22 protein-coding genes and 2 pseudogenes are annotated in these 24,333 nt (G+C 63.7%); 13 read left to right on the top strand and 11 right to left on the bottom strand.

Annotated features, from left to right (window positions below; genetic code table 11):
• Positions 1-208: pseudogene (locus RH90_RS22120) on the top strand (cysteine hydrolase); the annotation flags it as partial.
• A 54-nt stretch (positions 209-262) separates the two neighbouring features.
• Positions 263-424, top strand: coding sequence for a hypothetical protein (locus tag RH90_RS23510; RefSeq protein ID WP_157134598.1), 162 nt, complete (start codon positions 263-265; stop codon positions 422-424).
• A 3-nt stretch (positions 425-427) separates the two neighbouring features.
• Here RH90_RS23510 and RH90_RS13690 read toward each other — a convergent pair whose 3' ends face one another.
• The 3 genes from RH90_RS13690 to RH90_RS13680 form a co-directional block, all read right to left on the bottom strand.
• Entirely contained in the window at positions 428-1,147 is a 720-nt protein-coding gene (locus RH90_RS13690; protein WP_010186287.1) for a Crp/Fnr family transcriptional regulator, read from the bottom strand.
• On the bottom strand, positions 1,144-1,407 hold the full coding sequence (locus tag RH90_RS13685; protein WP_010186286.1) for a DUF6894 family protein: 264 nt from the start codon (positions 1,405-1,407) through the stop codon (positions 1,144-1,146). The genes RH90_RS13690 and RH90_RS13685 overlap by 4 nt, the downstream gene beginning before the upstream one ends.
• 131 nt (positions 1,408-1,538) lie before the next feature.
• On the bottom strand, positions 1,539-2,489 hold the full coding sequence (locus tag RH90_RS13680) for a manganese catalase family protein (RefSeq protein ID WP_010186285.1): 951 nt from the start codon (positions 2,487-2,489) through the stop codon (positions 1,539-1,541).
• A gap of 241 nt (positions 2,490-2,730) precedes the next feature.
• On the opposite strand from RH90_RS13680, the gene RH90_RS13675 reads away from it, so the two are divergent.
• The 3 genes from RH90_RS13675 to RH90_RS22650 are packed head-to-tail and all read left to right on the top strand — an operon-like array spanning position 2,731 to position 3,955.
• Positions 2,731-3,462: a Crp/Fnr family transcriptional regulator gene (locus RH90_RS13675; RefSeq protein ID WP_010186284.1), complete on the top strand. Its 732-nt coding sequence runs from the start codon at positions 2,731-2,733 to the stop codon at positions 3,460-3,462.
• 3 nt (positions 3,463-3,465) lie between these two features.
• Positions 3,466-3,846: a hypothetical protein gene (locus RH90_RS23505; protein ID WP_157134596.1), complete on the top strand. Its 381-nt coding sequence runs from the start codon at positions 3,466-3,468 to the stop codon at positions 3,844-3,846.
• On the top strand, positions 3,830-3,955 hold the full coding sequence (locus RH90_RS22650; protein ID WP_232280358.1) for a DUF3606 domain-containing protein: 126 nt from the start codon (positions 3,830-3,832) through the stop codon (positions 3,953-3,955). Before RH90_RS23505 ends, RH90_RS22650 begins: the two co-directional genes overlap by 17 nt.
• A 153-nt stretch (positions 3,956-4,108) precedes the next feature.
• Here the strand turns inward: RH90_RS22650 and RH90_RS13670 are convergent, their stop codons facing one another.
• Both RH90_RS13670 and RH90_RS13665 read right to left on the bottom strand, forming a co-directional pair.
• A complete protein-coding gene (locus tag RH90_RS13670) occupies positions 4,109-4,315 on the bottom strand; it encodes a DUF6582 domain-containing protein (RefSeq protein WP_010186282.1) in 207 nt (68 codons plus the stop codon).
• Positions 4,316-4,358: 43 nt separating this feature from the next.
• Positions 4,359-6,575 (bottom strand): hypothetical protein, encoded by a 2,217-nt coding sequence (locus RH90_RS13665; RefSeq protein WP_051124674.1) that lies wholly within the window; start codon positions 6,573-6,575, stop codon positions 4,359-4,361.
• A 117-nt stretch (positions 6,576-6,692) separates the two neighbouring features.
• Between RH90_RS13665 and RH90_RS24305 the strand changes: the two are divergent.
• The 4 genes and pseudogenes from RH90_RS24305 to RH90_RS13645 all read left to right on the top strand — a co-directional run.
• Positions 6,693-6,857 (top strand): annotated as a pseudogene (locus RH90_RS24305) (tyrosine-type recombinase/integrase); the annotation flags it as partial.
• A 32-nt stretch (positions 6,858-6,889) separates the two neighbouring features.
• Positions 6,890-8,068 (top strand): IS91 family transposase, encoded by a 1,179-nt coding sequence (locus RH90_RS13655; protein WP_010186279.1) that lies wholly within the window; start codon positions 6,890-6,892, stop codon positions 8,066-8,068.
• A gap of 1,051 nt (positions 8,069-9,119) precedes the next feature.
• On the top strand, positions 9,120-11,345 hold the full coding sequence (locus RH90_RS13650) for an O-linked N-acetylglucosamine transferase, SPINDLY family protein (RefSeq protein WP_157134595.1): 2,226 nt from the start codon (positions 9,120-9,122) through the stop codon (positions 11,343-11,345).
• A gap of 216 nt (positions 11,346-11,561) precedes the next feature.
• Positions 11,562-12,194 carry a PdaC/SigV domain-containing protein gene (locus RH90_RS13645; protein WP_010186277.1) on the top strand — a complete coding sequence of 211 codons (633 nt, stop codon included), beginning with the start codon at positions 11,562-11,564 and terminating at the stop codon, positions 12,192-12,194.
• A gap of 156 nt (positions 12,195-12,350) precedes the next feature.
• On the opposite strand, the gene RH90_RS13640 is transcribed toward RH90_RS13645, so the two are convergent.
• Both RH90_RS13640 and RH90_RS22645 read right to left on the bottom strand, forming a co-directional pair.
• Positions 12,351-13,334 (bottom strand): NAD-dependent epimerase/dehydratase family protein, encoded by a 984-nt coding sequence (locus tag RH90_RS13640; protein ID WP_010186276.1) that lies wholly within the window; start codon positions 13,332-13,334, stop codon positions 12,351-12,353.
• 207 nt (positions 13,335-13,541) lie between these two features.
• Positions 13,542-14,339: a Rid family hydrolase gene (locus RH90_RS22645; protein WP_010186275.1), complete on the bottom strand. Its 798-nt coding sequence runs from the start codon at positions 14,337-14,339 to the stop codon at positions 13,542-13,544.
• Positions 14,340-14,489: 150 nt separating this feature from the next.
• Between RH90_RS22645 and RH90_RS13630 the strand changes: the two genes are divergently transcribed.
• The 3 genes from RH90_RS13630 (at position 14,490) to RH90_RS24770 (ending at position 16,323) form a co-directional block, all read left to right on the top strand.
• Positions 14,490-15,044 carry a TetR family transcriptional regulator gene (locus RH90_RS13630; RefSeq protein WP_010186274.1) on the top strand — a complete coding sequence of 185 codons (555 nt, stop codon included), beginning with the start codon at positions 14,490-14,492 and terminating at the stop codon, positions 15,042-15,044.
• Between the two features lie 160 nt (positions 15,045-15,204).
• A complete protein-coding gene (locus RH90_RS13625; protein WP_010186273.1) occupies positions 15,205-15,687 on the top strand; it encodes a DUF417 family protein in 483 nt (160 codons plus the stop codon).
• Positions 15,688-15,930: 243 nt separating this feature from the next.
• Positions 15,931-16,323 (top strand): RidA family protein, encoded by a 393-nt coding sequence (locus RH90_RS24770; RefSeq protein ID WP_029625317.1) that lies wholly within the window; start codon positions 15,931-15,933, stop codon positions 16,321-16,323.
• Positions 16,324-16,675: 352 nt separating this feature from the next.
• Here the strand turns inward: RH90_RS24770 and RH90_RS13615 are convergent, their stop codons facing one another.
• From RH90_RS13615 to RH90_RS13600, 4 genes are all read right to left on the bottom strand, one after another.
• Complete coding sequence (locus RH90_RS13615) at positions 16,676-17,632, bottom strand: alpha/beta hydrolase (protein WP_010186271.1); 957 nt, start codon at positions 17,630-17,632, stop codon at positions 16,676-16,678.
• 51 nt (positions 17,633-17,683) lie between these two features.
• Entirely contained in the window at positions 17,684-18,613 is a 930-nt protein-coding gene (locus RH90_RS13610) for an alpha/beta hydrolase (protein WP_010186270.1), read from the bottom strand.
• Between the two features lie 37 nt (positions 18,614-18,650).
• Entirely contained in the window at positions 18,651-20,891 is a 2,241-nt protein-coding gene (locus RH90_RS13605; protein WP_198283412.1) for a TonB-dependent receptor, read from the bottom strand.
• Between the two features lie 117 nt (positions 20,892-21,008).
• A complete protein-coding gene (locus tag RH90_RS13600; RefSeq protein ID WP_010186268.1) occupies positions 21,009-22,028 on the bottom strand; it encodes a LacI family DNA-binding transcriptional regulator in 1,020 nt (339 codons plus the stop codon).
• A gap of 218 nt (positions 22,029-22,246) precedes the next feature.
• Here RH90_RS13600 and RH90_RS13595 point away from each other — a divergent pair, with 218 nt between their 5' ends.
• The gene (locus RH90_RS13595) at positions 22,247-24,226 is read left to right on the top strand and encodes an acyl-CoA synthetase (protein WP_010186267.1); all 1,980 of its coding nucleotides are present in this window, start codon (positions 22,247-22,249) and stop codon (positions 24,224-24,226) included.
• Positions 24,227-24,333: the final 107 nt, after the last annotated feature.

The following is a 24,333-nucleotide window of genomic DNA, read 5'->3' as shown; positions in this document are numbered from 1 at the left end:
GCTCTACGTGAACGATCATTTCGGACAATGGCATGCGGAGCGGACCGAACTGGTCGCGACCGCGAGCGAGGGGCATGCGGTCGCGAAGGCAATCGCGCAGCTGTTGGCGCCGCGCGATCGCGACTATTTCGTGATCAAGCCGCAGTTTTCGGGCTTCTACGCGACGGGCATGCCGGTCCTGCTACCCACGCTCGGGGCCGGCGCCTGATCCTGACCGGGATCGCCGCCGACATCTGCGTGCTTCACCGCCGCCGATGCGCACATGCGCGACGATGACCTGTGGGTGCCAGCGGACGCGGTGGCGAGCTCCAGCCAGCAACGTACGCGCTGGGCGATCGAGATCATGGCGCAGAGCATGCGCGCCGAGACCCGTCCGACTCGGGAATGTTCGATCCGGCAATGGACCGCCGAAACTATGAGCTGATCGCTATCGCGGTCGCTTGTCGACGTAGAGGTAATCCGAATCATATTCCGCTAGCTTCGCCAGTCCGGCGAAGTTCTCGATCACTACGGTCTTGTTCCGAAATGTGACGAGGCGGCTCATCCGCAGTTCGCGCAAGGTGCGGTTGACGTGGATGGCGGTCAAACCGAGACACTCGGCGAGATCGAACTGGGTGAGGGGAAGACGGTAGCTGTAGCCCTGCGTCATGCCGACGATTTGAAACCGCGTGTGCAGCTCGCACAGCACATGCGCGATTCGCGCCGACGACGTGCGGCGGCCGAGTGACAACTCCCACTCGCGGTGGATCGCGGCGTCGAGCGTGGTCATGAACCACAGCAGCCGCGTGAGATGCGGATGCGTTTCGGTGATGGCGTGCAAACGGTCATGCGGCACCAAGGCGATCTTGCACGGGACCAGCGCCATCACATTGTGATCGAGACGCTTGAGCGGAAACGAGTGCAAATCGACGAAATCGCCCGGGACATGCAATTCGGTGATCTGGCGTTCACCGTTGTAGAGGTCCTTGTAGCGGCACATCAGCCCCGCGAGCAGGATGTTGCTCACCGAGAGATCGACCTGGGCGCGGACCACCGTCACATCGGCCGCGACCTCCTTCGTGTCCGCCACCAGACCGCGCAGGATATCCTCTTCTTCGGCACTGACATCGTCACGTGCGCGCAGCTTGAGGAGCAATTTCTCGATCACGGCATGTCTTTCATGTCGTCGAGCCCGTACAGGCTTACCGCGTCGCAATACCGGATGGTCGCCAGAAGGCGTCGATCGACGGACTTTATATCGATGCGCCCAGATAAATCAATAAAACCAAGCAAGAGGTCGTCGCTCAGCATCGACCGGATGCCCTCGATCGCCACCGCGCGCGCCGCGACGAGCGACGGGAGATCCTGACCATCCTCGTCACGGGTCAGACCGGTGTGATCGATCACATCGAAATGGAAGCGTGTCATGATCGACCAAACACCGTTTCTCGCACCGCGCGGGCAGGGCAAACGCCCGCAGGTCAGGTGAACACGAGCGCGCACCGCGTCTCGTGAGCCCGCGCGACCGGCCACACCGTGGCCGGTCGCGCGGCAGATGGTCAGTCGCGCTCGGCCGCCATCGCGACCGCGTCCTCGATATCGACGGCGCCACTCTTGTCGTCATCGGTGGTGCGACCCGCCCCAGGACCGGCGCCCAGGTCGACACCCGTCATCGGCTCGCTCGCCGGGTTCGACAGCGTCCGCGCTGACAGCCGCGTAAGTGCCTCGGCATCGGATTCCTGCAGCGTCACGCTCGCTAGGCCGTCGCCGCCGTCGATCGGCATGGTGCGCTCGAGATCGTCGATCCGGTCCCATTGCTCGCCGCTGTTCCACGGGCCTTCGGCGTCGCCTTCCCCCTGCGACGTATTGACGTAGACGTTGGCGAACGCCTCGACGCCGGGCAGCTTGCCAGACGGGAAGTTGTTCTCGATCGCGTAGAGCGCCTTCTCGAACGACTTCTGATGCGCGATCTCGCGCGTCATCAGGAAGCCGAGCGCTTCCTTGATCCCGGGATCGTCGGTGATGTTGATGAGGCGTTCATAGACGATCTTCGCACGCGCCTCGGCGGCGATGTTCGAGCGGAGATCGACGGTCGGCTCGCCGCGCGAATCGACATAGGCCGCCGTCCACGGCACGCCGGCCGAGTCGGTCAGCGACGGACCGCCGCCGAACAGGAGCGACTCCTTCGCGCTGGCGCCACTCGCGCCGATCATCTGATAGAGTTCGGTCTCGGCGAGCTGCCCTTCGGAGAGCTGCGCCTTGACGCCCTTGTTCAACATCGCGACGATCGATCCGATCACTTCGAGATGGCTCAGTTCCTCGGTCGCGATGTCGAGCAGCAGATCCTTTCGGCCGGCATCGTCCTCGCCCAGGCCTTGCGTGAAATAGCGCATCGCTGCCGCCAGTTCGCCGTCGGCGCCGCCGAACTGTTCGAGCATCATCGTTGCGAGCCGCGGGTTCGGCTCGGAAACGCGCACGGTATATTGCAGGCGCTTGTTGTGCATGAACATGGGACCGTCTCCGCTTGGTGGAGCATTTCGAACCGCCGCTCACCCCGCCCTGTTCCGGCTCGGCAGCGAAAACTAATCCAGATTTGTGAAGTTGTTACCAGCATCCGCGCACTATCTTCGGCCGCGGCGCGGCATTCGCCCGGAGGATCGCGGCCTATAAGCGGCGCAATGATTCAGATTAGTGAAATCCGTTGATTATTCTGAACAGTGGCGCGCGAACGACAGGACCGAGATCCGCTGAATGACCGTCACGACAATCGACCCCTTCGACTTTTTGATCCGCAAGCTGGACCGGTTGCACCCGCTGAATGCCGCAGACCATTTGGCGATCCGTACGCTGAGAGTGCGCGTGCGCTCCGCCCACCCGCTGGAATCGCTGGTGCGCCATGGCGATATCGTTCGCGAGTGCGCCTTCCTGCTCGAAGGCTTTGCGTTTCGGCACAAGGTCGCCGCCAATGGCGGCCGTCAGATCGTGTCGTTCCACATCCCCGGCGACGTGCTCGACGGACAGCACATGCTGCTGTCCCGCGCCGATCACAATGTGCAGACGATCACGGATGCGGTGATCGCCAGCATCCCGGTCGCGAGTCTCAGGAAATTGACCGAGGAACGCCCCGCGGTCGCGGCAGCCTTGTGGAAAGACAGCCTGATCGAGGCGTCGATCTTTCGTGAATGGGTGCTCAACGTCGGGCGCCGCGACGCGAAGACGCGAGTCGCGCACATGCTATGCGAATTCGCCGCGCGCCGCGAAGCGGCGGGTCTGGGGAGCCCCGAGCGGTTCGACTTGCCGATGAGCCAGGAGTTGATCGCCGACGCGACGGGACTGACCGCGATCCACGTCAATCGCATGCTGCGCGCATTGAGCGAAGAAGGCGTCATCGAGCGTGATCGACGCGACGTCCGCATCGCCGACTGGCCGCGGATGCAACGCGCCGCGGAGTTCGACCCCGACTATCTGCATGGGGCGGCCTGATGCATGTTCAGCTTCGTCCCCACCACGCTCGACAGCGACACGCCCGATAGCGAGGCCGTCATGATCCTGCGCGACGGCCGGCTGCTCGCGGTCGCATCGTGCCTGAGCGGCATCCATGGTGCGCTCGCCGGGCACTGGTATATCGAATCGGCGTTTCGCGGCTGCCCTATCGGTTTGACGCCACGTTCGAGACCCTCGGCTCGCTGGAAGCCTGGCTCAGTACCGCGGATCGGTAGCGCATGCCCGCGGGCGACGCGTGCCGCGCAACTCTCGGGCAACACCGGCGTTATCTACCAGATGACCGGAGGAGGATCAGATGAGCGACGACACATCCCTGCGTTCGCCGCAGGACAGTTCGAGGATCGCGATGAGCGAAGCGTATGAGGTCGAATATTGGACGCATAAGTTCGGTGTCACGCGCGCGGAATTGCAGAAGGCGATCGATGCCGTCGGTCACAGTGCCGCCGCCGTCGAAAAGCATTTGAAGGGCTGAGAACGCTCACAAGACGGTCGCAACCAAGACGGCGCTGCCGGGCAACGGTGCGGTACGGGTAACAGGGGGCGACGACGTTGCCCGCTATGCGGCGACCGCCGCTCGCTAAGCGGCAAGAGCGCGCGACCGAAGCGGTGGTCGAATAGGCCGATGTCAGTCTTTATCGATCACCGCGTCGGCCTTCTTATCGATACGATGCTCTTCCGCCTTTGACATATGCCCCGCTTTCTCGGCCTGGCTCGCGCGTGCCTTGGCATTGCGGGCGTGCGCCGCGTCCTCGATCGGATAGGTGCGCTTGTCGGGCTCGGCGAACTTGCTCGCCGGCAGGGCGTCGCGCTCACCTTCGGATAATTTGGCCATGGGTCTCTCTTCCGACGAAAGAACGCGTGAAATCTATGCTGGTTCACCACGCCAGCATGACCTGGCCGCTCGCCGGGACCACATAGTCGATCCGGTCATCGGAGCGATGGCGTGGCCGGATCGTCTCTCCGCCAGGCGCGCGAAGCCTGAGCTTGGCCATCCGCCGTCCCGCCAGCCCTACGATGCTGAAGCTTGCCGTGCGGGCGCTGCCGCCATCGATGCCGAATGTCAGCGACCGCTCGGACGTGCGTTCGGTGGTGACCGGAAAATGGTCGCAGAAGATCCGGAACGGCGCGCCCGCGACGGTATGGAAAGCGCGGCTGGCGAAGACGAATGCCGCACCCGCTCCATAGATTTCCTGACCGACCTGCCCGGCCGGCTGGCCGTCGGCGTACAGATCCTCAAGCGGAAACGACAGCGTGCGGTCGATATGTCCGTTGCGGACATCGCTCGCGAGAATCTCAGGCGGCAGCGCGTCCGGATAATAATACCACGCCCGGTCGAGCGCGTATTTGCAATATTCGCTGATCAGCAGACGCGCGGCGGGATCGAGATCGGGCCCACTGTCCTTGAGATACCCCTCGAATGCGGTGAAACTGTCGAAGCATTCGTAGATCGCCATATAGGGCGCATCGTGGAGGCACGTCGCGCCAAGGAAGTTGCGATAATGCCGCGCGTTCGCGATCTGCGATTCCCAGATCTCGCAATTGTGGAAGAAGCTCGCGAGATAGACGTAGCTCTGCCGCATGTAATATTCGCGGTTGGTGATCCGCCACAGCCTTAGGCAGGCCGACGCCCCCCACGCGGTCAGATTAGCCTGATAGTTGAGTTCGAAGCGCATGCCCCGCGCGGCATCGATCGCGGCGCGCGCCTCGTCGAGATAGAGCGGGTCATCGGTCAGCTCATAGGCCTGCAGCATGACGTACGCGTAGATCCCGCCGACGTCGGTCTGCCCCAGCCCATCGTCGTTCCGCGCTGCGACGATCACCTCGAAGCTGTCGACCTTGAACTGGATCGGCCAGGCGTAGGCGAAGTGCCGCGCCGCCGCGATCGCATGGTCGAGCGAGCCGAGGAAAAGGCGCTTCGCCCGGGCATCGCCGTCGAGAGCGAGGCGACCGAGATTGAGCAGCGGGTGATACAGATACCAGCTGTCGACCGCGAGCTTGTCCTTGTCGCGCCCGACATTGGGGAGATAGCGCCGCATCGTATTGAGCTTGGTATCGTGGAACTTGACGAGGCTGCGCTTGAGTTCGTCCTCGAGCGCGATATCTTCTTGGGTCCAGGCGGCATAGTCGCGCAGCGCCGCGACGAGCGACATCTGCACCATCACGTCGGGATATTCCGAGGCGGTGTAGGGGTGGATGTAGGTGTGGCCGTAATGCCGGATCGTCGCCTCGGGCGCGGTCTGCAGATCGTTCAGCGTTTTCTCGGCGCGCCACACCCAGTCGCGATAGTCGGTCGGCGGCGCTTCGAGCTGGCGATACGCCGCGCCGAGCATCTGCAGGAAGCGCCGCGCCATGTCCTGTTCGTCGCACGCCGTATCGTCGTGCAGGACCAGGATCGCGTCCGACATGGTGACCGCGACGTCGGCGGACAGCGGGTTGGTCGGCGGCGTCCCGCTCTGCGGCGGGGTCGGCGGGAGATAGCCGAGCTCTGGCCATTCCCCACCGACCGCTGCATCGGGCTTGGTGCCGGTTCCGGCAAAGTACGCGTTCAGCGCGGTAAGGTTCTGGAAATAGAGCACGCTACCGAACGCGGGCGCGTCGAGATGAAAAAAGCTGATCCCGCTGTTCAGACCGCGCTGCGCCGCCTCGACCCGCCCCTGTGCGGAGAGAGGGTCGTCATGCTGGCCGAGCGGGTAGACGTCGCGGGGGTGGAACGGCACGAGCAACGGCGCGGACGGGGTCAGCTGGATCGTCGCGCGCAGCACGGCGAGGTCGAGCGTGTCGGCGCGCAGCACGATCTCGTGAAGCCCGATCGCGCTGCGCACGTCGATCCGGACGTGCTCACCAGCGCGTACCCGGCGTTTGCGGATCGCAGCCGCGCCCCCCGGACAATACGCCAGTCGCAGTGCGAGGCCGCCACAACCGGGACGCCGGATGATCGCCCATATCGCGTCCGTGCCGGCGACGACATCGACCGACCGGATACCGAGCTCGAAACGCGCGAGCGATCGCATCCCGCTCGCCAGCTCCTGGCGAAGCGCGAGCACTGTCCCGGAGACCGGCACAGGCGTGTGATGTTGTTTCTTCTGGACCATGATCTCCCCCGTTAATGGCGGTTTTTCCAACGCACTGGTATCGTCAAGGTTTCGGGCAGCAAGGTTGCCGCCCGGTCTGACCCCAGCAGCGCGCCGCATGCACACGACGCGATCGCCTTGCGGCACAGCTTCGCCACCCACCTGCTCGAACAGGACGTCGATATCCGCGTCATCCAGGTCTTGCTCGGGCACAGCAAGCTCGAGACGACCGCGCTCTACACCAAGGTGGCGACCCGTACGATCCGCGCGGTCACCAGTCCGCTCGATCGGTTGATGGCGCTTGATGGAGGGGAAGATCCCCGCCGGTTGAGCCGGTGCGCACATCGCTCGAGGTCGCAGACATCTTCCGCAGCGCGGGGCCCGCATATCGGGCAAGCCATGCCGGGCACCTGAGCCTGCACCAGCTCAAGGTCATGTCGGCGATCGAGCATTGCCGCACCGCTCTCATGGGCTGTCACGTCGAGGCCTGCACCGACTGCGGGCACTGGCGGGTTGCTTATAACAGCTGCCGCAACCGGCACTGCCCGCGGTGCCAGGGCGCCGCCGCGCGCGCCTGGCTCGCCGAGCGCGAGGCCGACCTGCTGCCGGTGGGCTACTTCCATGTCGTGTTCACGCTGCCCGCCGAGGTCGCCGACATCGCGTTCCACAACAAGGCGCTGGTCTACGATCTGCTGTTCAAGGCCGCGTCCGAGACGATGCTCACGATCGCCGCCGACCCCAAGCATCTGGGCGCCCGTATCGGCATCACTGCGGTGCTGCACTCCTGGGGGTCGGCGCTGACCCACCATCCGCATGTCCACATGATCGTGCCGGGCGACGGATCGCGCTGGATATCCTCGCGGCCGGCGTTCCTGCTGCCGGTCAAGGTGCTGGGCAAGCTGTTCGGCCGCCTGTTCCTGACCCGGCTGATGGCGCTGCACGCATCGGGGCGGCTCGCCTTCTACGGCAGCCTCGCGCATCTGGCCGACCGCCGCGCGTTCCTGCGCCACCTGTCCCCGGCCCGCAAAAAGAACTGGGTCGTCTACGCCAAGCCGCCGTTCGCCGGGCCGCAGGCCGTGCTCGCCTATCTGTCGCGCTACACTCACCGCGTCGCGATCTCGAACAGTCGGCTGCTCGCCTTCGACGAGGCCGGCGTCACCATGCGCTACAAAGACTATCGCCGCGACGGCGCCGATCGGCAGCAGGTGATGACGCTCGCGACGGACGAGTTCATCCGCCGCTTCCTGCTGCATGTCCTGCCGCGCGGGTTCCACCGCATCCGCCATTACGGCCTGCTCGCCGGCGCCACCCGCAAGGCGCACCTCGAACACGCCCGCCAGTTGCTCGGCGTTGCGCCGCCGCCCGATAACGAGCCGCCCGACGAGCCGACCGATGTCCGCCCGCCATGCCCCTGCTGCGGCGGGCACATGGTCGTCATCGAGACCTTCGAGCGCTGGCGACAGCCGCGGGCACCGCCAAACGTCTCCGCAGCAACCGGGACCACCGCGTCATGACCCGGCATGGCTCGCCCCAACCGCGCTCCGAAAGTCCCGTGCTTCCGGCGACGATACCGCTCGCGTTGGCGACAACGTCAGCCGAGCCGGCTGCGATCTCAAGCCCCGACCCTGGTCACCAGCTACGCGGCACGTCGCCCCTGCGCCCCACGTTCCGACCCGCCCATGCGCTTCCCACAGGCCGATGCGACCCCCGCGCGGCAGGGCAAAAACCGAAAAACCCATAGGCACCGCGTGCTGCCCGCGGCTTCCTGCTTTGGAGGATATCGTTCGCCTGCCGGCATCCGATATCCTTCACAAAGTCGGCGGTTCCCGCCGCGGCCTTTGCGAAGTGCACGAACGGCAGGTTTTGGGTGCGAGCAAGCGCAGGCTGAATGGCAGAACTTTAGGCGCAAAGCGGCCATGGCCGGTGTGGCCGAAATAGTGCTGTGCGCTGTCATGACCAAATGGTGATTACAATAGGTAGTTGTGGTCAATTATTAAACACGAATGCAGCTAAGTGTTTGATATTTAACTAAGACTGACGCACTCTTAATCAGCGGGTCCTTGGTTCGAGCCCAAGTGCGTCCACCACCTTCAACGACTTAACCCTCATCGCGAGTGGTTATCGGTATCAAAGACGGCGGTTTGGGTAACGGATGCCCTGCGACGTCGGGAGACCTTTTCGCGCCGGATGAAAATGCGCGTCCTCCCCCACCTGTTCGCGCTCCTCGTTTAGTTCTGGGCCAAGGGCCGACTGGTGTTGTTCGTATTCAGCACAGCTATTCAGCGTTTTTCGAAGCGATAGGTCGGTTTCTGCCGGTCCCCTTTTCGCCTGGAGGCGGACTTTCATTCATCTTGAGGCGAAGGACCGATCCACCCGTGGCGACCCTGACGTCCAGCTCGGTGCTGGACATCCCTCGATCCGCAAGCCTGCTATTTCAACGGTTTATTCAAACGCGACTTATAACAATTATTTCAGTAGCTTCGCGGCATAATCCGGGTCATCTCCAATCTGGGCAGGTATCATGCTGAGCCCGAATAGCGAGCCTTTCGCCGCATGGACTGGATCATGAACGCCACCGAGACTCTTATTGCGGCGGCACTCGCGCACCACCGCGCGGGGCGTCTGATTGATGCTGAAGTCCTCTATAGGCAGATTTTGGGGGCGCAGCCCGGCCACGCCGATGCCTTGCACTTGCTGGGCGTGGTCGAGCATCAGCGCGACAACAACATGATCGCGGCCGAACTTATCGAGCAAGCGATTTCCCGGAACGGGAGCGTCCCGGCGTTTCACAACAACCACGGAAACGTGCTGAGCAGATTGCGACGTTACGAGGACGCCGCCGCAGCGTATCGGCGCGCCATTCAGTTGCAGCCGGAACATGCGCAAGCGCACTATAATCTCGGCATGGCGATGCAGGCCGTGGAGGACCACGATAACGCCAGCCGGGCCTTTCAGCGAGCAATCGCGCTGCAACCCGATCACGCAGACGCCCACGCCGCGCACGCCATCACCCTTCAGCAGCAAGGATTTCTGGACCAAGCCCTTGCGGCGATCGATCGGGCCATAGTCCTAAGTCCGCGCAATCCCGCCCGATACGTCAATCGCGGCAATATCCTGCGTGCCGCGGGAAGGCGTAGCGCGGCGATCGCAACCTATCGAAATGCCATTGCACTGCAGCCCGCGACGCCGGAAGCATATAACAACCTGGGGCTCGCGCTGTTCGATCAGGGGGATCTGGAGGGCGCGGCGGTACAGTACCGGGAAGCAATTGCTCTCAGCCCGCACTACGTCGATGCGCAGATCAACCTTGCCGACACCCTGCGCGATCTTGGCCGATCGACGGATGCAATCGCGGCTTACCGGCATGCCATCGCACTCGCTCCGGCGCGCGCCGACGCCCGCATTGGTCTCGTTCTGGCGACCTTGCCACTACAGGTCGACTGCCCGGCCGAAGCTGCTGCCGGTCACCGAGCCTTCACAATCGCACTTACCGAGCTCGAAACCTGGGCGGCGTCGCATCCCGGCGCCATCCCGGCGGCGGCCGGCCGATATCAGCCATTCCACCTCGCCTATTACACGCACGATATCACCACCGATCTGGTTCGCTTTGGCCGACTAATTGCGGCCGAGGAGCCATCGCCTGGATCGCCTCCTTCCCCACCGGTCGTCAGATCGAGTCGCGTTCGGATCGCGATCATAACGGCACATCTGCGTGACCATCCGGTCTGGCATGTCATCCTGCGTGGATGGCTGGCTCGGTTACCCGCTCCGGATGTCGAGATCGTACTGTACAATGTCGGGATCGCGCATGCGGAGCAGGAGGCCTTGGCTGCACCGCGCGTCGCACGCTACGTTAGCGGACAGCGCAGCCTGGCGAAGTGGCGCGCTGACCTGAAACGCGGCGAGTACGACGTAATTCTTTATCCAGAAGTCGGAATGGACCCGATCGTCGGTGCGCTGGCCGCGCATCGGCTCGCGCCTGTTCAGGCCGCCGGTTGGGGGCATCCCGTCACAACCGGCCTCCCTACCATAGACATTTTTCTCAGTGGCGCTCTGCTCGAGCCGGGCGCGGGCGACCAGCACTATTCCGAACGTCTCGTACGCCTCCCGGAAACTGGCGTGTCGAACGATGTGATCGAGCATGAGGTCGAGCCCTGGGACGGACCGTCCGGGGTCTCCGGCACGGTCCGATTTGCCCTGTGTCAGCAGCCGGGAAAATTCGATCCTGCAGATGACCAGTTGATCGCGAGGATCGCAGCGCAGAGCGGGCTGTGCGAGTTCTGGCTGGTCATGCCCCGTCATCGCGCGTGGGCGGGAGAGAAATTGCGCGCCCGGCTCGAACGCGCGTTCGAGAATGCGGGGCTAGATCCCGCGCGATATCTGCGGTTCACGCCGTGGATGCCGCCAAGACTGTTCAACGGGTTTCTCGATGCGATGGACGTTTACCTCGATTGTCCCGCGTTCTCGGGTTACACCACCGCGCTCCAGGCGGTGCAGCGCGGCCTGCCGATTGTGACCCTGGAGGGCGCGTTCCTCCGTCAGCGCCTGGCGGCGGGGCTCCTCCGGCAGATCGGGGAAACCGACGGGATCGCACAGACCGCCAACGGTTATGTCGATCGTGCGGTAAGCTGGGCGGACGAAGTATGCGCGGGCTCGGCCTGGACCGCCCGCCGTAACACGCTGCGTGCGGCAGCCCTGGCAAGCCAACAGGAGCACGACGCGAGCCGTCACCTCAAGGAAGTCCTTGTCGAGGCTGTCCGCGAGGCGCGCGCGGCATGGGGTGCGTCATGATATCGTCTTCGGTCATGCCAAAGAACTGTCCGTCGGCATGGATTATATCTGGCCGCTCGCAGGTCACTTGCGGCAATCAAACAGGCTCTTGAAGGGCGCGGGCACGGTAAGCAGATCGTCTCTGGTGCCATTGCACCCAAAATTAGCAAGCGGAGCGAACGAACCATGCGAATTCGGCTGATGCTAGCGTCACTTCTCCTCCCAGCAGGGCCGGCAATGGCAGCTCCGCTCAACGCATTTACCTATAGCGTTCCGCCGCAGGCGAACGCCTATCCGGCGCTGCGTGGGTGGTTCGCGGGCGAGCGGCACCGGTTGCGCGCGGCGGCCGCGGCCGAGGCCGCCGCCGAGAAGCGTGATGCAGCCGCCACCCACCGGCAATACGATCCCTACCGGACCAGTCGCGTATGGAAGGTGGTGAGCGATCTCCCGCGCTTCCTGAGCCTTTCGGAGGAGCGCTACGACTATAGCGGCGGCGCGCATGGCAACGCCAGCTACGCGGCTTTGGTCTGGGACAAGGCGGCGAAGCTGCGCCGGCCGCCGATCGCCTTCTTTTCAAGCCCCGATGCGCTGAAGCGCTCCGTCACGTCGGCCTTCTGCCAGAAGCTGAACGCTCGTCGCGACACGCCGGGGGAGCCCGAATACAGCCCCTGCCCCGACCCGAGCAAGGAGGCGCTGATCCTGGGATCTACGACGGGACGAGCATTCGACCGTATCGGCTTCCTCCTACCGCCTTACGAGGCAGGACCGTATGCGCAGGGGAGCTTCGACATCACCGTCCCCGTGACGTCCGCCATCCTGGCGGCCGTGAAACCCGAATATAGGAGGTTTTTCGCGCTTGGACCGGCCTGAGGGCGAGGCCTTACGGGCAGGACCCATAAATTCGATCCCCTTGGCGACGCGGACAAAGCGGTAGCTAGCTCTGCCCGGTGGACCAGCCCATCGCATCGTCAGCTACATCGCTCGCGAGGCGGACCGCGCGGAATAGGTCGCGCCCGCAGCTGATGCTCACAGCGGAGTGATGGGATGTGGCGAAGCCGCTGCTTCGTAGGCAAGGCGGTATTCATCGATGCCGGCGGGGAAAGCTGGTCGGCGGTCTCGCCAACCGGTTAAAGCGCGCAGCTTGTCGGACGAAACCCATTGCGAGAAGTTCGCCAGGCCGTGGACGGAAAAGCGCGGAAGGTCGGGCGGCACAGGCTGGAACTGCGGGGTCAGCCCGTAGGAACGGGCGACTGCCGCGCTGATCTCGCCGGCTGTGTCATAGCGCACGCTGGAGATGTTGAAGGCTTCTCCCGCGACCCCTCCTCGCTGATGCTCCGCAAGCGCAACATAGGCATCGGCACAATCGTCGACATGCAGCGCATCCATGATGGCGCGCGGGCTGCCATAGATGAGAAAGGTCGATGCACTCGCTGCCGCGTGTTCGAACAATCGACCGTAATAGCTCGAAGCGTAGCCGTAAACGTTGGTTGGTCTGAGGACCGTCGCGTCGTAAAGGTCACTGTGCCTTTCGAGCAATGACTGGCCGAAAGACGCCCTCGGGATCAGGAACTCGGGTGGCGTGATCGGGCTCGTCTCGACGTGTGGGGCGAGCCCCGGATCGCCATCATTTTCCGCCATCACCCCATAGTCCTTGCAACCGCTCGAGAACATCATCAGCGGCCGCCCCCCCGCGCGCATGCTGCGGCGGCCAATCTCCTCGAACATGTCGCCGACCTTCGCGAGGTGGCTGCGATAGTTGGCGAAATCTTCGGTGTTCGAGACGACGACGTCGAAGGCCACGTCGCCGACATGATCGAGGAACGTGGTGTCCTCGGGCGTGCCGATGATCGGGTGGATTTCGTTGCGCGCCAGGTCGGCAACCGCCTCGGGGCGGCGGACGAGCCCATAGGTTCTCCAACCCGCGCGGCGGAATGCCCTGGCGACGGCCCCGCCTATGTAACCGTTCGCTCCCGTTACTAGGACGTTCCTACGCGTCGTCATGCTGCTCATTTGACGTCCTTCAGATATCCCGCCCCATTGTGCGCCGATCGACGCGCCAGCCCACCCGGACCTGCTTAGCGTCGAGTGCGGGGGATCGCCCTATGCAGTTTGGCGTGTCCAAAGCCCATGATGAAACGCTCCGTCGGGACCCACCGGTCATGCGCGTCTGCCTGCGACACGCCCCCGAAGGCCGGTGGCGTGTCGCTCTCTGCCTCGTCAGGGGAGTCGCACCGCCATTTCGATTTCGACCAATATCTCCGGCGTATAGAGCGCCTGGACGCCGATCGTGGTCATGCTCGGCTTCGCGTCCCCAAGCAGGTCGCGCAGCGCGGTCAGGACCTGCTGGAACGCTTCGGTCGTCGCGTTCACGACATAGACGCGCATCATGACGATGTCCTGTGCAGATGCCTCCAGCTCCTCGAGCGCGGCCGCGAGACTGGCAGTCGCGAGCTTTGCCTGACCAGCGACGTCCTTGGGCGCGGCGACACTGCCAGGCGATGCCGCGATCTGCCCGGACAGGAAGGCGATGCGCCCCGGCTCCCCGACGCTGATCTGCGAGAATCCCCCCGACGCCATGTCCCACATCGTCGCGGGATTGCGGCGTTTGACCGACGCTGATGGATCCGCCGGAATGCGCGCGGTTACCTTGATCTCGAAATCAAAGCCTGCAAGCCAGTTGACCCCGAGAGCGGTCCAGTTCGGCAAGGGGGCTTGCGGAAACTTCTCGTCTTTCACCGCCATGACAGTGGCCATTTGGTTTTCCGGGTCCGTATGGAACGACGTCACGTCAACGATGTCGTCAAGCGTGCATCCGGCCGCTGCGAGCGTGGCTTCCAGATTGGCGAAGGCCAGGCGAACCTGCGCTTCGAAATCGGATTCGGGCGTACCGTCCGTGCGACTGCCAACCTGCCCCGACACGAACAGGAAATCGCCCGATCGGACGGCCGCGGAATAGCCGTGCGCGTCATAGAGAGCATGCCGGTTGGCAGGAAACACTGCTTCACGCTTGGTCATAACATGATCCTTTTTATGCAGGGGTAAACCTGCCCTACCCACTGCGTTGGACATTCCAACGAAATCGGCGCATCCAGATACGTCGCGTATGTAAAGCACAGATATGGCCTGCCCGTCAAATCCAGATACGAGGTGTATGCGAAATAAGAGATGTCTTTGGTTGTCAAACGCCGCGCCGAAACCATGGAGGAAAACCGCGTCAAGCCGATCGGGGCAGCGCGTAAGGCGTTCGCAACATCGGGTTTTGCCGCCGCGTCGATGGACGCTCTCACCGCGCAGGTCGGCCTCACGCGCGGAGCCCTCTATCGTGGCTTTGGCGACAAGACGGGTTTGCTTGCCGCTGTCGTCGCTCAGATCGATGGCGAGATGGCCGAGTGCGCCCGACAAGCGGGCGCATCGGCCGCAGACGCCCGGGCGGGTCTGCTGGCTGAGGGCGAGGCGTATGTCGTGATGGCGCTGGATCCCGAGGTACGTCGGATCGTCTTGCTGGACGGGCCCGCCTTTCTCGGCGACCCGTCGACGTGGCCGAGCCAGGCCGCCTGCCTGGCCATCACGATGCGGGCAGTCGCCGAGTCGATCGCCGCCCGCGTGATGAAGCCGGTCGATGTCGAGGCCGCCTCTCCTCTGGCGCCGACCCATCGGTCAGGGCCTGCGCCGCCTCTCACGCCGGAAGTGGATTACACATACGGTGCGTATGCGGATTGACAGGCGAGGCATATGCAGGCATTTATCCACATACGCTACGTATATAGGCGGATCCTCGGATGATCGACAGCATTTGCAAGCGGACGCCGGACAGTACCGTCTGCGCCGCTATCGACGAAAGACCACACGGATCCTGCTGCGAGAGCGTTGAGGGGTCGTGATGAATATTGGAAATATCGAGGGTCAAAGCGCGATTGAACAGCGGGCGATGCTCTTTCTGCGGTTTACGCTGGTCCTGATTTTCGTGATCTTCGGTCTACAGAAATTCACCCTTCCCGAGGCGCAAGCGGTCGTGCCACTTATCGCCAACAGCCCGTTCATCTCGTGGCTCGGCGGTCTCGGAATCGAGGGGGCAAGTAGGGTAATCGGGTGTTTCGAACTGCTCTTTGGGGCGATGCTGGCTGTCGCATTCTGGCGACCGGGTTCGATCGTGGCTGTCCTGGGCGGCGTGGGCGGCGTGGGATCTTTTCTCACCACCCTCAGCTTTCTGTTCACGACACCGGGGGTCTTTGTCCCCGGACACGCACCGATCCTGTCGGCCAACGGACTGTTTCTGCTCAAGGACATCGTACTGCTGGCGGTATCGACCGTGCTGCTGGCGCAGAGCCTAGCCGCCCGGGGGCGGTTGCAGAACGTAAATTGACGCGATGATCCCGTGCGACGCGGGGATGCATGTCGGTCGATATCTCGCAAGCAACAAACGCCGCCATAACCGGAACGCGCTTAGCGCACCCTTCCTTCTCCGGCTCGGTCAAGCAAACACCACAAGGACACTCAATATGATACCTTCAAAAATCTTCGCCGCGGTCCTGGTTGCGGGTTCCATCATGAACGGCACCGCGCAAGCCGCCGAGCGTGCGCCAAGCGGGAGCACGGCAAATCCCGCATCCAAGTTGAGACGTTCAATTTCGGCTCGGGATCGCCCGAGGCGAACACGGTTATCAGCCAAGGCTACCGCATCAACGACACAATCTATATCTCGGGCCAGTTCTCGCACGATGAAAAAGGTAAATTCGTCGGCGTAGGTGATTTTGCGACGCAAGCTCGGACGACTCTCGCGAATATCGACCGAGTGCTGGCGGGCTTCAAGCTCAAGCGATCGAACATCTCCGAATTGGTGGTGTACCTGACCGACCCGCGCAAGCAATCCGATCCGCTCATTCCTATACTCCAGGCGTATCTGGGCGATCATCGGCCAGCGGGAACAGTGATCGGGACCACGGGGCTTTTCTATCCAGACCAGCTTATCGAAATCCGTGTCGTCGCCCATACCGATTGATCCGTCCTCGTGAGGTATGGCAGTCGCCGATGCACCTCTGGCTGATTATGCCGCGCGCAAAGGTGATCCCACGATATGTGCGCGGCTTATCGTCGAACGCGGTTTATTATTCTCAGATGGGCACCCAACAATCTCCCAAGTGTTGGAGCGCGTCCTCGTCATCGTCGCAACTGTGGGCGTAAGGCCGTTCAGGAACAGCAGTTCTTTAGCCGATTTGAAATAAACCTATTCCTAGCACGAGGTGCGTGGCCGCCCGATGATGCGAGGGTCTGCTAGTCCGTCGTCCCTCGCTCATCGATCCTGGTGTTTCAAACGCACTTAGGAGCGCCCCGCGAACGGCAGGTCGGCCGCCTTACGGTTTGAGGAACGTCGCCGCCTCGCCCAGCGCCGCATCGGTTTCGGGAAGAGACGGGAAAATTTGCCAGACATGCGGCAGTCCGGCCCACACGCTCAACTGCGTCCGCACGCCGCCGGCGATCAGCTTCGCGGCAAAATGCTGCCCATCCCACAAGAGGAATTCGCTGTTGCTGACCTGCAGCAGCGTCGGCGGAAATCGCGCAATCGTAGCATCTGACGCCTGAAGCGGCGAGACCAGCGGATCGGAGGGTTGGGCACGTTCCTGAAGGTACAGAAAATGGATCCCCTCGAACTGCGCCTCTTGCCGCGCAAAGCTATTGAGCGGATCGATGATCCCCGCTCGCCCCTCATTGTGGGAGAGTTCGAGCGCCCCCGACAACAGCAGCAACCGATCGGGTACCTCCCCCCCTTCCACGATGCCCTTGACGGTCGCGGCGGCGGCGAAATTGCCGCCCGCCGAGTCCCCCGCCAGGAACAGCGAGGCAGTCGCGCCCTCGCCCTCGGGGCCGTTGGTGCGCGCCCAGGCGAGCGCCGCCGCGCAGTCGTTCAATCCAGCGGGGAACGGGTGCTCCGGCGCCAGGGCATAGGCGACCAGCAGCACCGGATAGCCGAGCCGCTTGGCCAGCGATGCCGCGAGCGGCCGATGGCTGTTCAGGCTACCTGCGGCCCATGCGCCACCATGGAGATAGACCAAGCGGGCATGCGGCCCCTGCTTCCAGCCCGCGGGCAGAAGCCATTCGGCGCCGATCCCGTCCACCGAAACGGGGCGCACCTCAACATCGGCGGGAACCGAAACCGGTTCGGCCGCGCCATAGCGTTCGACCTGAGCGCGCATGAACGCGATCGGATCGGCGCCGGCCGGCGGCGTCTCGCTGACGAGATTGGCGAGGTGCGCGAAGGTGCGCGCGACGTCGTCCCGGTCCTTGGTGGCCTTGGGAAGCACAATATCCATTTCACTCTCCAGTCGGTCGGGATGGTCTGTCACCTGGGATAGCTCGCGGCGTCAGGAAAGGAGGACGCCAAGCGCGGCGATCGCCCGATCGACATCCCGTTTGGTCGAACGGATGGCGGGCGCGAAACCGAAGCAGCCGTGGATATGTCCGCGCACCTCCTGATAGGTGACCGACACGCCGGCTTCCGCTAGCCGCGCTGCATAGGCGCGGCCCTCGTCGCGTAGCGGATCGAATTCCGCGGTGACGAGCAAGGTGGGTGGCATCCCCGCCTGATCGAACGCGAGCAAATTGTAGCGCGGGCTGTCGGACGGGGCACGGTAGTGCGCCGTGAACCAGTCGAGCGCGGTCCTGGTGAGGAAGAGGCCTTCGCCATTTTCGCGCATCGAGCGCGTCGTGGGATCGAGCGAGACGCACGGGTAGAGCAGGCATTGCGCGAGCACCGGGCACGCGGCCGGCGTGTCGGCGAGCGCGCGCGCCGTGACGGCGGCGAGGTTCGCGCCGGCGCTGTCGCCCGCCAGCACCAGCCCCGTCGTCTCGGTATCGAACAGTTCGGCGCCGTGCACCGCCAGCCAACGCGCCGCCGCCGCGGCGTCGTCGGGTGCCGCCGGCCAAGGGTTTTCGGGGGCGAGCCGGTATGCGACTGAAACCAGCGGCAATCCCACGCCCGCGGCGAGCGTGAGGCAGAGTTGATGATGGGAGTCGAGGTCGCCCATCACGAAGCCACCGCCATGGAAATACACCATCAGCGGCGTCGACGTGTGACTGGTGCCCGGATCGTAGCATCGCAACGCGATATCGCCACCCGGATGTGTGAAACTGGTATCGCTGACGCGCACCGATCCGGGATCCGGCGGCGGGGAGCGCATCTGGTTCGAGATCGCGCGCGCTTCCTCGATCCCATAGTCGCCCAGCCTGGCAAGCGGGCTGGCTGAAACGAGGTCGAGAAAAGCGCGGACATCGGGCCGGAGAGCTGGAGTCATAGCATCGTCCCGATGGTCGACAGGATCGCAGACCGGGTCAAAAGCTTTTGCCAATAACGAGGCCGAACGTTCTCGGCTGCGTCAGCGTGACCGGAACCGGCGCATTCGGCACGAACTGATTGGTGATGGTGTTCGCCGAAACCTCGCCGCGCACGTCGAACAGGTTTTTGATGTACGGGCTGACACGCCAGCTATCGGCCAGACGCAGAGTCAGGTTGGCGTCTACCAGATTGTAGCTTGCAAGCTCATAGGGAAGCGAAACCGTGCTGCCGGGATAGCCCGAATTGCGCGACCCGACATGGCGCAGCGTGACGTTCGCCGCGCCCTTCGCCGCCGCCGAAAGATCGAAGATATAGTTCGCGGCAAGCGCGAAGCTGAACTTGGGAGAGAGCGGCAGCCGCGCGCCTTCGTAGTCGAGGCCCAGCAAGGGCGCCACGGTGGTCAGCTTGGCATCGGTATAGGCGGCGGTCAGCAGCGTGGTCAGCCCCGGTAGCACCGGGTAGGAGAGCGACGCTTCGGCCCCGTTGATCCGCGCATTGCCGGCGTTCACCAGCTGATTGACGCCGCCGATGTTGCGCACCTGCTGGATGTTGGTCCAGTCGATATGATAGCCGCTGAGGTTGAGAAAGCCGCGTCCGAGGGTCTGCTTCACGCCGAGCTCGTAGTTCCACAACGTGTCCGAGGCGAAGGTCTGGTTGCCCGAGCCGGCGCCGCCGGTCTGAAGATTGGGTCCGCCGGGCCGATAGCCGCTCGCCACCCGGACATAGATCAAGGTCGCCTTCGTGGGGCGATAGCGCGCGTTGAACAAATAGGTCTGCACCGATTGATCCGACGTGCCGCTGCCCAGTACCGGCGTGGCCGGCGCCAGCGGATTGACCACCAGGCCAGTGCCGCTCGACGAAAAGATCTGGTGACTCCACGTCTGCCGCCCACCGACCGTCACATCGAAGGTCGCGCTGAAATGCACCGTCGCGTTCGCGAACAACGCGAAATCCCGCGCCGTGCTCGGCAGGTCGAACCGGCCGATCGACAGGCCGAATAGTGCGCCATCGGGATCGGCATTGTTTCTGATGGCGACCTGTTCGCCGGTCTTCTCATTGGAGAAGAACCCGCCGGCGACCCATTCGAAGGTCCGCCCGCTCGCCGATGCCAGCCTGACCTCCTGAGTGAAGCGTTTGGTGGTCGCGTCGGTGACGAGGACATACGGATTGACGCCAGCCGGGCCGAGGGCCGCGCTCAGGATCGCGCTATAGGCAACGCCATAGTCGCTCGCGCTCTGGTTCCTGGTTCGCTGGTAGGCAGTGATCGATGTGAGATTGATGCCCCCGAGATCCCAGCGGATCACGCCGCTGCCGAGATAGAGTTCGGATTGCGACGGCGTCTCGGACGCGAAGGATTGGTTATAGGCGCCCGCGGTCGGCTGGTGGGTTATCGGGTCTCGCATACCGACGTCATAGCCGTTGCTCTTGATGCTTTCGGCAAAACCATTGAGCTGGACACTCAGTGTTGGCGTGACCTGAAACAGGAGTGCACCGCGCCCTTCGAACAGCCGCGCGTCGCCGAGGTTGTTGCGGCCATGGGTCGGGTCATCGACATAGCCCGGGTCCTTTTCCGCCGTGCCGTCGAGGCGAATGGCAATGTCGTCACCAAGCGGCGCATTCAGTGCCGCGCGGATCGCTCCTCCCGCCTGGCCATGCGTCGTATAACTCCCCTCGCCCTCGATTTGGCCCGACATTCGGGCAAGGCTCGGCGCTTCGGTGATGTAGCGAAGCGTACCCCCGAGCGCATTGGCGCCGAACAAGGTGCCCTGCGGACCGCTAAGCACTTCGACGCGCTGCAGATCGAACAAGCCGACATTGATCGCCTGTGCCCCGGCACCGAACGGGGTGCTCGATCCGATCGGCACGTCGTCGAGATAGAGACCGATCGCGCTGTTGAGCTGTGTGCCCGTAGTGACGCCGCGAATGACGACCTGATTGGTATTGGGCGATGTCTGCTGGAAGCTGACCCCGGGGGTGAACGCCGCAAAGTCGACAAGGCTCTTCGCGTTGATGCTGTCGAGGAACGCGCCGCTCACCGCGCTCACTGCGCCCGGAACGTCATGAATATGCTCATCCCGACGAGTCGCCGTCACGATGATATCGCGTATCGGTCCGTCGTCGTTCTGACCGGACGATGGAGCGGCAGTCGCCGGTAACGGCGCTTCCTGGGCCGACGCGTCGGCGATCGCGAACAGCGAAACACCGATTGCGCCCAACAGCTGTGGAGCCCTCTTCACGTCGCCTCTCCCCATCGCTTTTTGTATATATTTACATGGCTAGCAGGACTGGGGCGATTGTGCAATATCGCGAGACCGAACAGCCACTGTAACCGAAGACGCGTCGGAAGGGTCGCGCTACGCCGCTGGTACGGCGCGGGTCGATCCGCGAACGATCAACTGCGCGTCGATTTCTATGGTTTGCGGCTCGCCGAGACCAGCACCGGGCTCGATCAGGGTCAGCATGTGCTGGACCATCTGGCGCACCGGCGTTCTAACCGTCGTCAGATCGTAACTCTTATGGGCCGCCTCGGCGATGTCGTCGAAGCCGATCACCGCGACATCTTCCGGGATGCGCAGGCCCAATTCGTGCCGAATCGCGTCCATTGCCCCGATCGCCATGATGTCGGTAAGTCCGAACACCGAATCCGGCGGATCGTCGCCGCGCATGAGCTCGAGCGCGGCGGCATAGCCACCGTCGTAGGTCATCTTGCCGTCCGCTACCGGAAGTTCATCCTGCGCGCCTTTCAGGGCGAGGTGGCGCACGATCGCCTTCTGTCGTTCCACGATCTTCGAAAAGGTCTGTGGGCCGCTGATGATGCCGAAACGCCGGCCGCCGCCGCGCAGCAAAAGATCCGCCGCCTTGGTGCCCGCATCGTCGGCATTGCCGCGCACACTGTGTACCGAAAGGTTGGGTACATGGCGCCCCAACATCACAACCGGCACGTCGCGACCGAGGCACAGCGCGGCCATGCGGCTCGAGATGGGGGCGGCCCCCACCACGATCGCATCCACCTGGAATTCGAGCATGCGCTGCAGAGTGCGATCGAAATCATCTTCGTCGAGCGGGGTAAACAGCAGGATTTGCTTGCCGACTTCCTCCAACCTCAGGCTCGCCTCCGACAGCAAGGCGGCAAAGACCTGGTTCAGCAGCGGCGGGAACAACAGCGCGACGATGTTGGTGCGGCGGGTGATGATGCTGCTGGCGAGGGTGTTGGGCACGTAATTGAGCTGGCGCGCCGCCGTCCGGACGCGCTCTGCCATCTCCGGCGAGATGCTGCCCCCGGGGGTAAAGGCACGGCTCACCGCCGCGATCGACACGCCGGCCAGCCGTGCGACATCGGTCGAATTGGCGCGTGTGCTGCGTTTCCTGCTCATTCGTGCTTCTATCCTCTACAACACGCGCTTCACAAGCGAGGCACTCCTTCATGAAACGCGGAGCAGTCATGGCCAGCACCTCCGATGGAGAAGCCGCTCGTATCCTCGATACCCCAATCGATGCCTGTAAGACTTTACAGAGATTTTGATGACTTGTAGGTCGTGCGATACGGCGACGGCGTGTGATCAGCGCGGAACGCGTGGTGGGGGGCTGGGAGATGGACGTGCCTGGAACCGGGAATGCGAGCGCTGGCGCCCATATCGGCAGCGGATCGTCGGGCGGCGACGCTGGCGACGCGCCGCTTCGGACCTTCAGCGATGTCGCGGCGGCCGGCGCTGCGGGACTACCCGAGGATTTCCCGACCAACAGCTACGACCTGCTGTGCCAGTCGGCGCATCGCCACGGCGAGCGAACCGCGATCTCGTATTTCGCAACGGTCGAAACGCACAGCGAGACGCGAACACTCGGCTATCGATCGCTGCTGCGCGAAGTCACCCGCGCCGCGAACCTGTTCGACAGCCTCGGCGTCGGTGCGACCGACGTGGTGGCGCTGCTGCTGCCCAATCTGCCCGAGACCCATTTCGCGCTATGGGGCGCCGAAGCTGCCGGAATCGTCATGCCGATCAACCCGATGCTCGAGGCGCGTGCAATCGGCAGCTTGATGGTCGCGGCGCGCGCGAAGGTGCTGGTCACGGCGGCGGTCGATCCCGCGACCATCGCGAAAATCATTGCGGCGCTCGCGGTAGCGCCCGGCGTGGAACATGTCGTTCTGGTGTCCGCGACGAATGGGGAGTTCAAGCGTATCAGCACCCTGATCGAGGCGACGACACCCATTGCCGTTCACGACTTCGCGCAGGGCCTGTCGCAGGCGACCGCCGATCGCCGCGTCAGCGGTCGGCAGATATCGCCCGACGACGTCGCGTCCTACTTCTGCACCGGCGGGACAACCGGCTTGCCCAAGATCGCGGTGCGCACGCATCGTCAGACGATGGCCAATGCCTGGATGATCCAGCGCATGTTCGGCTCCGCGATCGACGAGAACTCGGTGCTGTTCTGTGGCCTGCCGCTGTTTCACGTCAATGCGGTCATGCTGACCGGCCTCGTACCATTTCTCAAAGGCGCGTCGGTCCTGCTGGGCACGCCCCAGGGGTATCGCGCCCCCGGTCTTGTCGCACGCTTCTGGGAAATCGTCGAACGCCACGCCGTTACCGCGTTCAGTGGTGTGCCAACCTTGCTGGTATCGCTGCTTGAATATCGGACCGCAGGCTGTGACCTGTCGTCGCTTCGCTTCGCGATCTGCGCGGCATCGCCTCTGTCCGCCGAACTCCTGCATCGCTTCGAACGGGCCTGCCAAGTGTCGGTATGCGAAGCCTATGGCCTGACCGAAACGGTTTGCGGTGCGTCCTTCAATCCTGTCGATGGCGAGCATCGCCCAGGCTCGGTCGGTTTCGCGCTGCCCTTGCAACGGATCGAGATCGTTCTGCTCGACCAGAACGGCCGCTATCTGCATGATGCTGCGACAGGAGAGATCGGCGTCGTGGCGATCGCCGGTCCCAACATCTTTTCCGGATACCTCGATCCGCAGCATGAGAGGATTGCCTGGATCGATCGCAAGGACGGACGAAAATGGCTGAATAGCGGTGATCTTGGTCGGTTCGATGCCGATGGCTATCTATGGCTCACCGGTCGGGCGAAGGATGTGATCATCCGGGGCGGGCACAATATCGACCCCGCGGTCATCGAGGAGGCGCTTTATTCCCATCCGGCGGTCGGGATCGCGGCCGCCGTAGGGCGGCCGGATCGCCGGGTCGGCGAGTTGCCGGTCGCCTATGTACAGTTGCGCGCCGATGCCAGCGTCGAAGCAGCGGCGCTGCTCGACTTCGTCGTCAGGGCTATCGGCGAGCGCGCGGCGATCCCTAAGGCGATCACGATCCTCGATGCCATGCCGCTGACCGCGGTCGGCAAGATCCACAAGCCGACGCTGCGATACCGGGAAGCGGTTGCCGCCACCCGCGAGGCGATTGGCGCAACGGGGATCGAGCAGGCGGCGGTCGACCTGCTGGAAGATGGCGTCGGCGGTGCGACCGTGCGGATCCGGGTCGACGCGGCCGATCAGCAGCGCGTTCAAGAGGCGCTCCTGTCATTCGCGTTCGCGTATCGCATCGAAGTATCGAGCGCTGGCGAGCGACCGGCTTGATCGCCCGGCTATGGGCAGATATCTGCTGCGCCATCCCTGGAAGCGCCAGTTGGCAATCGGCCAGACACACTCGTTCCGGGGCGAGATGTGGGAAGCGCCGGAAATAT

Origin of the sequence: Sphingomonas sp. PAMC 26605 (assembly GCF_000241485.1) — a bacterium.
Taxonomy (GTDB): Bacteria; Pseudomonadota; Alphaproteobacteria; order Sphingomonadales; family Sphingomonadaceae; genus Sphingomonas.
Note: the sequence above shows the minus strand (reverse complement) of the source record. Positions and strands in the feature narration are given on the sequence as shown.

Bases quoted from the DNA above. Each gene is read 5' to 3' on its own strand.
- RH90_RS23510 (WP_157134598.1), top strand. From the start codon at position 263: ATGCGCGACGATGACCTGTGGGTGCCAGCGGACGCGGTGGCGAGCTCC.
- RH90_RS13685 (WP_010186286.1), bottom strand. From the start codon at position 1,407: ATGACACGCTTCCATTTCGATGTGATCGATCACACCGGTCTGACCCGT.
- RH90_RS13680 (WP_010186285.1), bottom strand. From the start codon at position 2,489: ATGTTCATGCACAACAAGCGCCTGCAATATACCGTGCGCGTTTCCGAG.
- RH90_RS13675 (WP_010186284.1), top strand. From the start codon at position 2,731: ATGACCGTCACGACAATCGACCCCTTCGACTTTTTGATCCGCAAGCTG.
- RH90_RS23505 (WP_157134596.1), top strand. From the start codon at position 3,466: ATGTTCAGCTTCGTCCCCACCACGCTCGACAGCGACACGCCCGATAGC.
- RH90_RS22650 (WP_232280358.1), top strand. From the start codon at position 3,830: ATGAGCGAAGCGTATGAGGTCGAATATTGGACGCATAAGTTCGGTGTC.
- RH90_RS13670 (WP_010186282.1), bottom strand. From the start codon at position 4,315: ATGGCCAAATTATCCGAAGGTGAGCGCGACGCCCTGCCGGCGAGCAAG.
- RH90_RS13665 (WP_051124674.1), bottom strand. From the start codon at position 6,575: ATGGTCCAGAAGAAACAACATCACACGCCTGTGCCGGTCTCCGGGACA.
- RH90_RS13650 (WP_157134595.1), top strand. From the start codon at position 9,120: ATGAACGCCACCGAGACTCTTATTGCGGCGGCACTCGCGCACCACCGC.
- RH90_RS13645 (WP_010186277.1), top strand. From the start codon at position 11,562: ATGGCAGCTCCGCTCAACGCATTTACCTATAGCGTTCCGCCGCAGGCG.
- RH90_RS13640 (WP_010186276.1), bottom strand. From the start codon at position 13,334: ATGAGCAGCATGACGACGCGTAGGAACGTCCTAGTAACGGGAGCGAAC.
- RH90_RS22645 (WP_010186275.1), bottom strand. From the start codon at position 14,339: ATGACCAAGCGTGAAGCAGTGTTTCCTGCCAACCGGCATGCTCTCTAT.
- RH90_RS13630 (WP_010186274.1), top strand. From the start codon at position 14,490: ATGTCTTTGGTTGTCAAACGCCGCGCCGAAACCATGGAGGAAAACCGC.
- RH90_RS13625 (WP_010186273.1), top strand. From the start codon at position 15,205: ATGAATATTGGAAATATCGAGGGTCAAAGCGCGATTGAACAGCGGGCG.
- RH90_RS13615 (WP_010186271.1), bottom strand. From the start codon at position 17,632: ATGGATATTGTGCTTCCCAAGGCCACCAAGGACCGGGACGACGTCGCG.
- RH90_RS13610 (WP_010186270.1), bottom strand. From the start codon at position 18,613: ATGACTCCAGCTCTCCGGCCCGATGTCCGCGCTTTTCTCGACCTCGTT.
- RH90_RS13600 (WP_010186268.1), bottom strand. From the start codon at position 22,028: ATGAGCAGGAAACGCAGCACACGCGCCAATTCGACCGATGTCGCACGG.
- RH90_RS13595 (WP_010186267.1), top strand. From the start codon at position 22,247: ATGGACGTGCCTGGAACCGGGAATGCGAGCGCTGGCGCCCATATCGGC.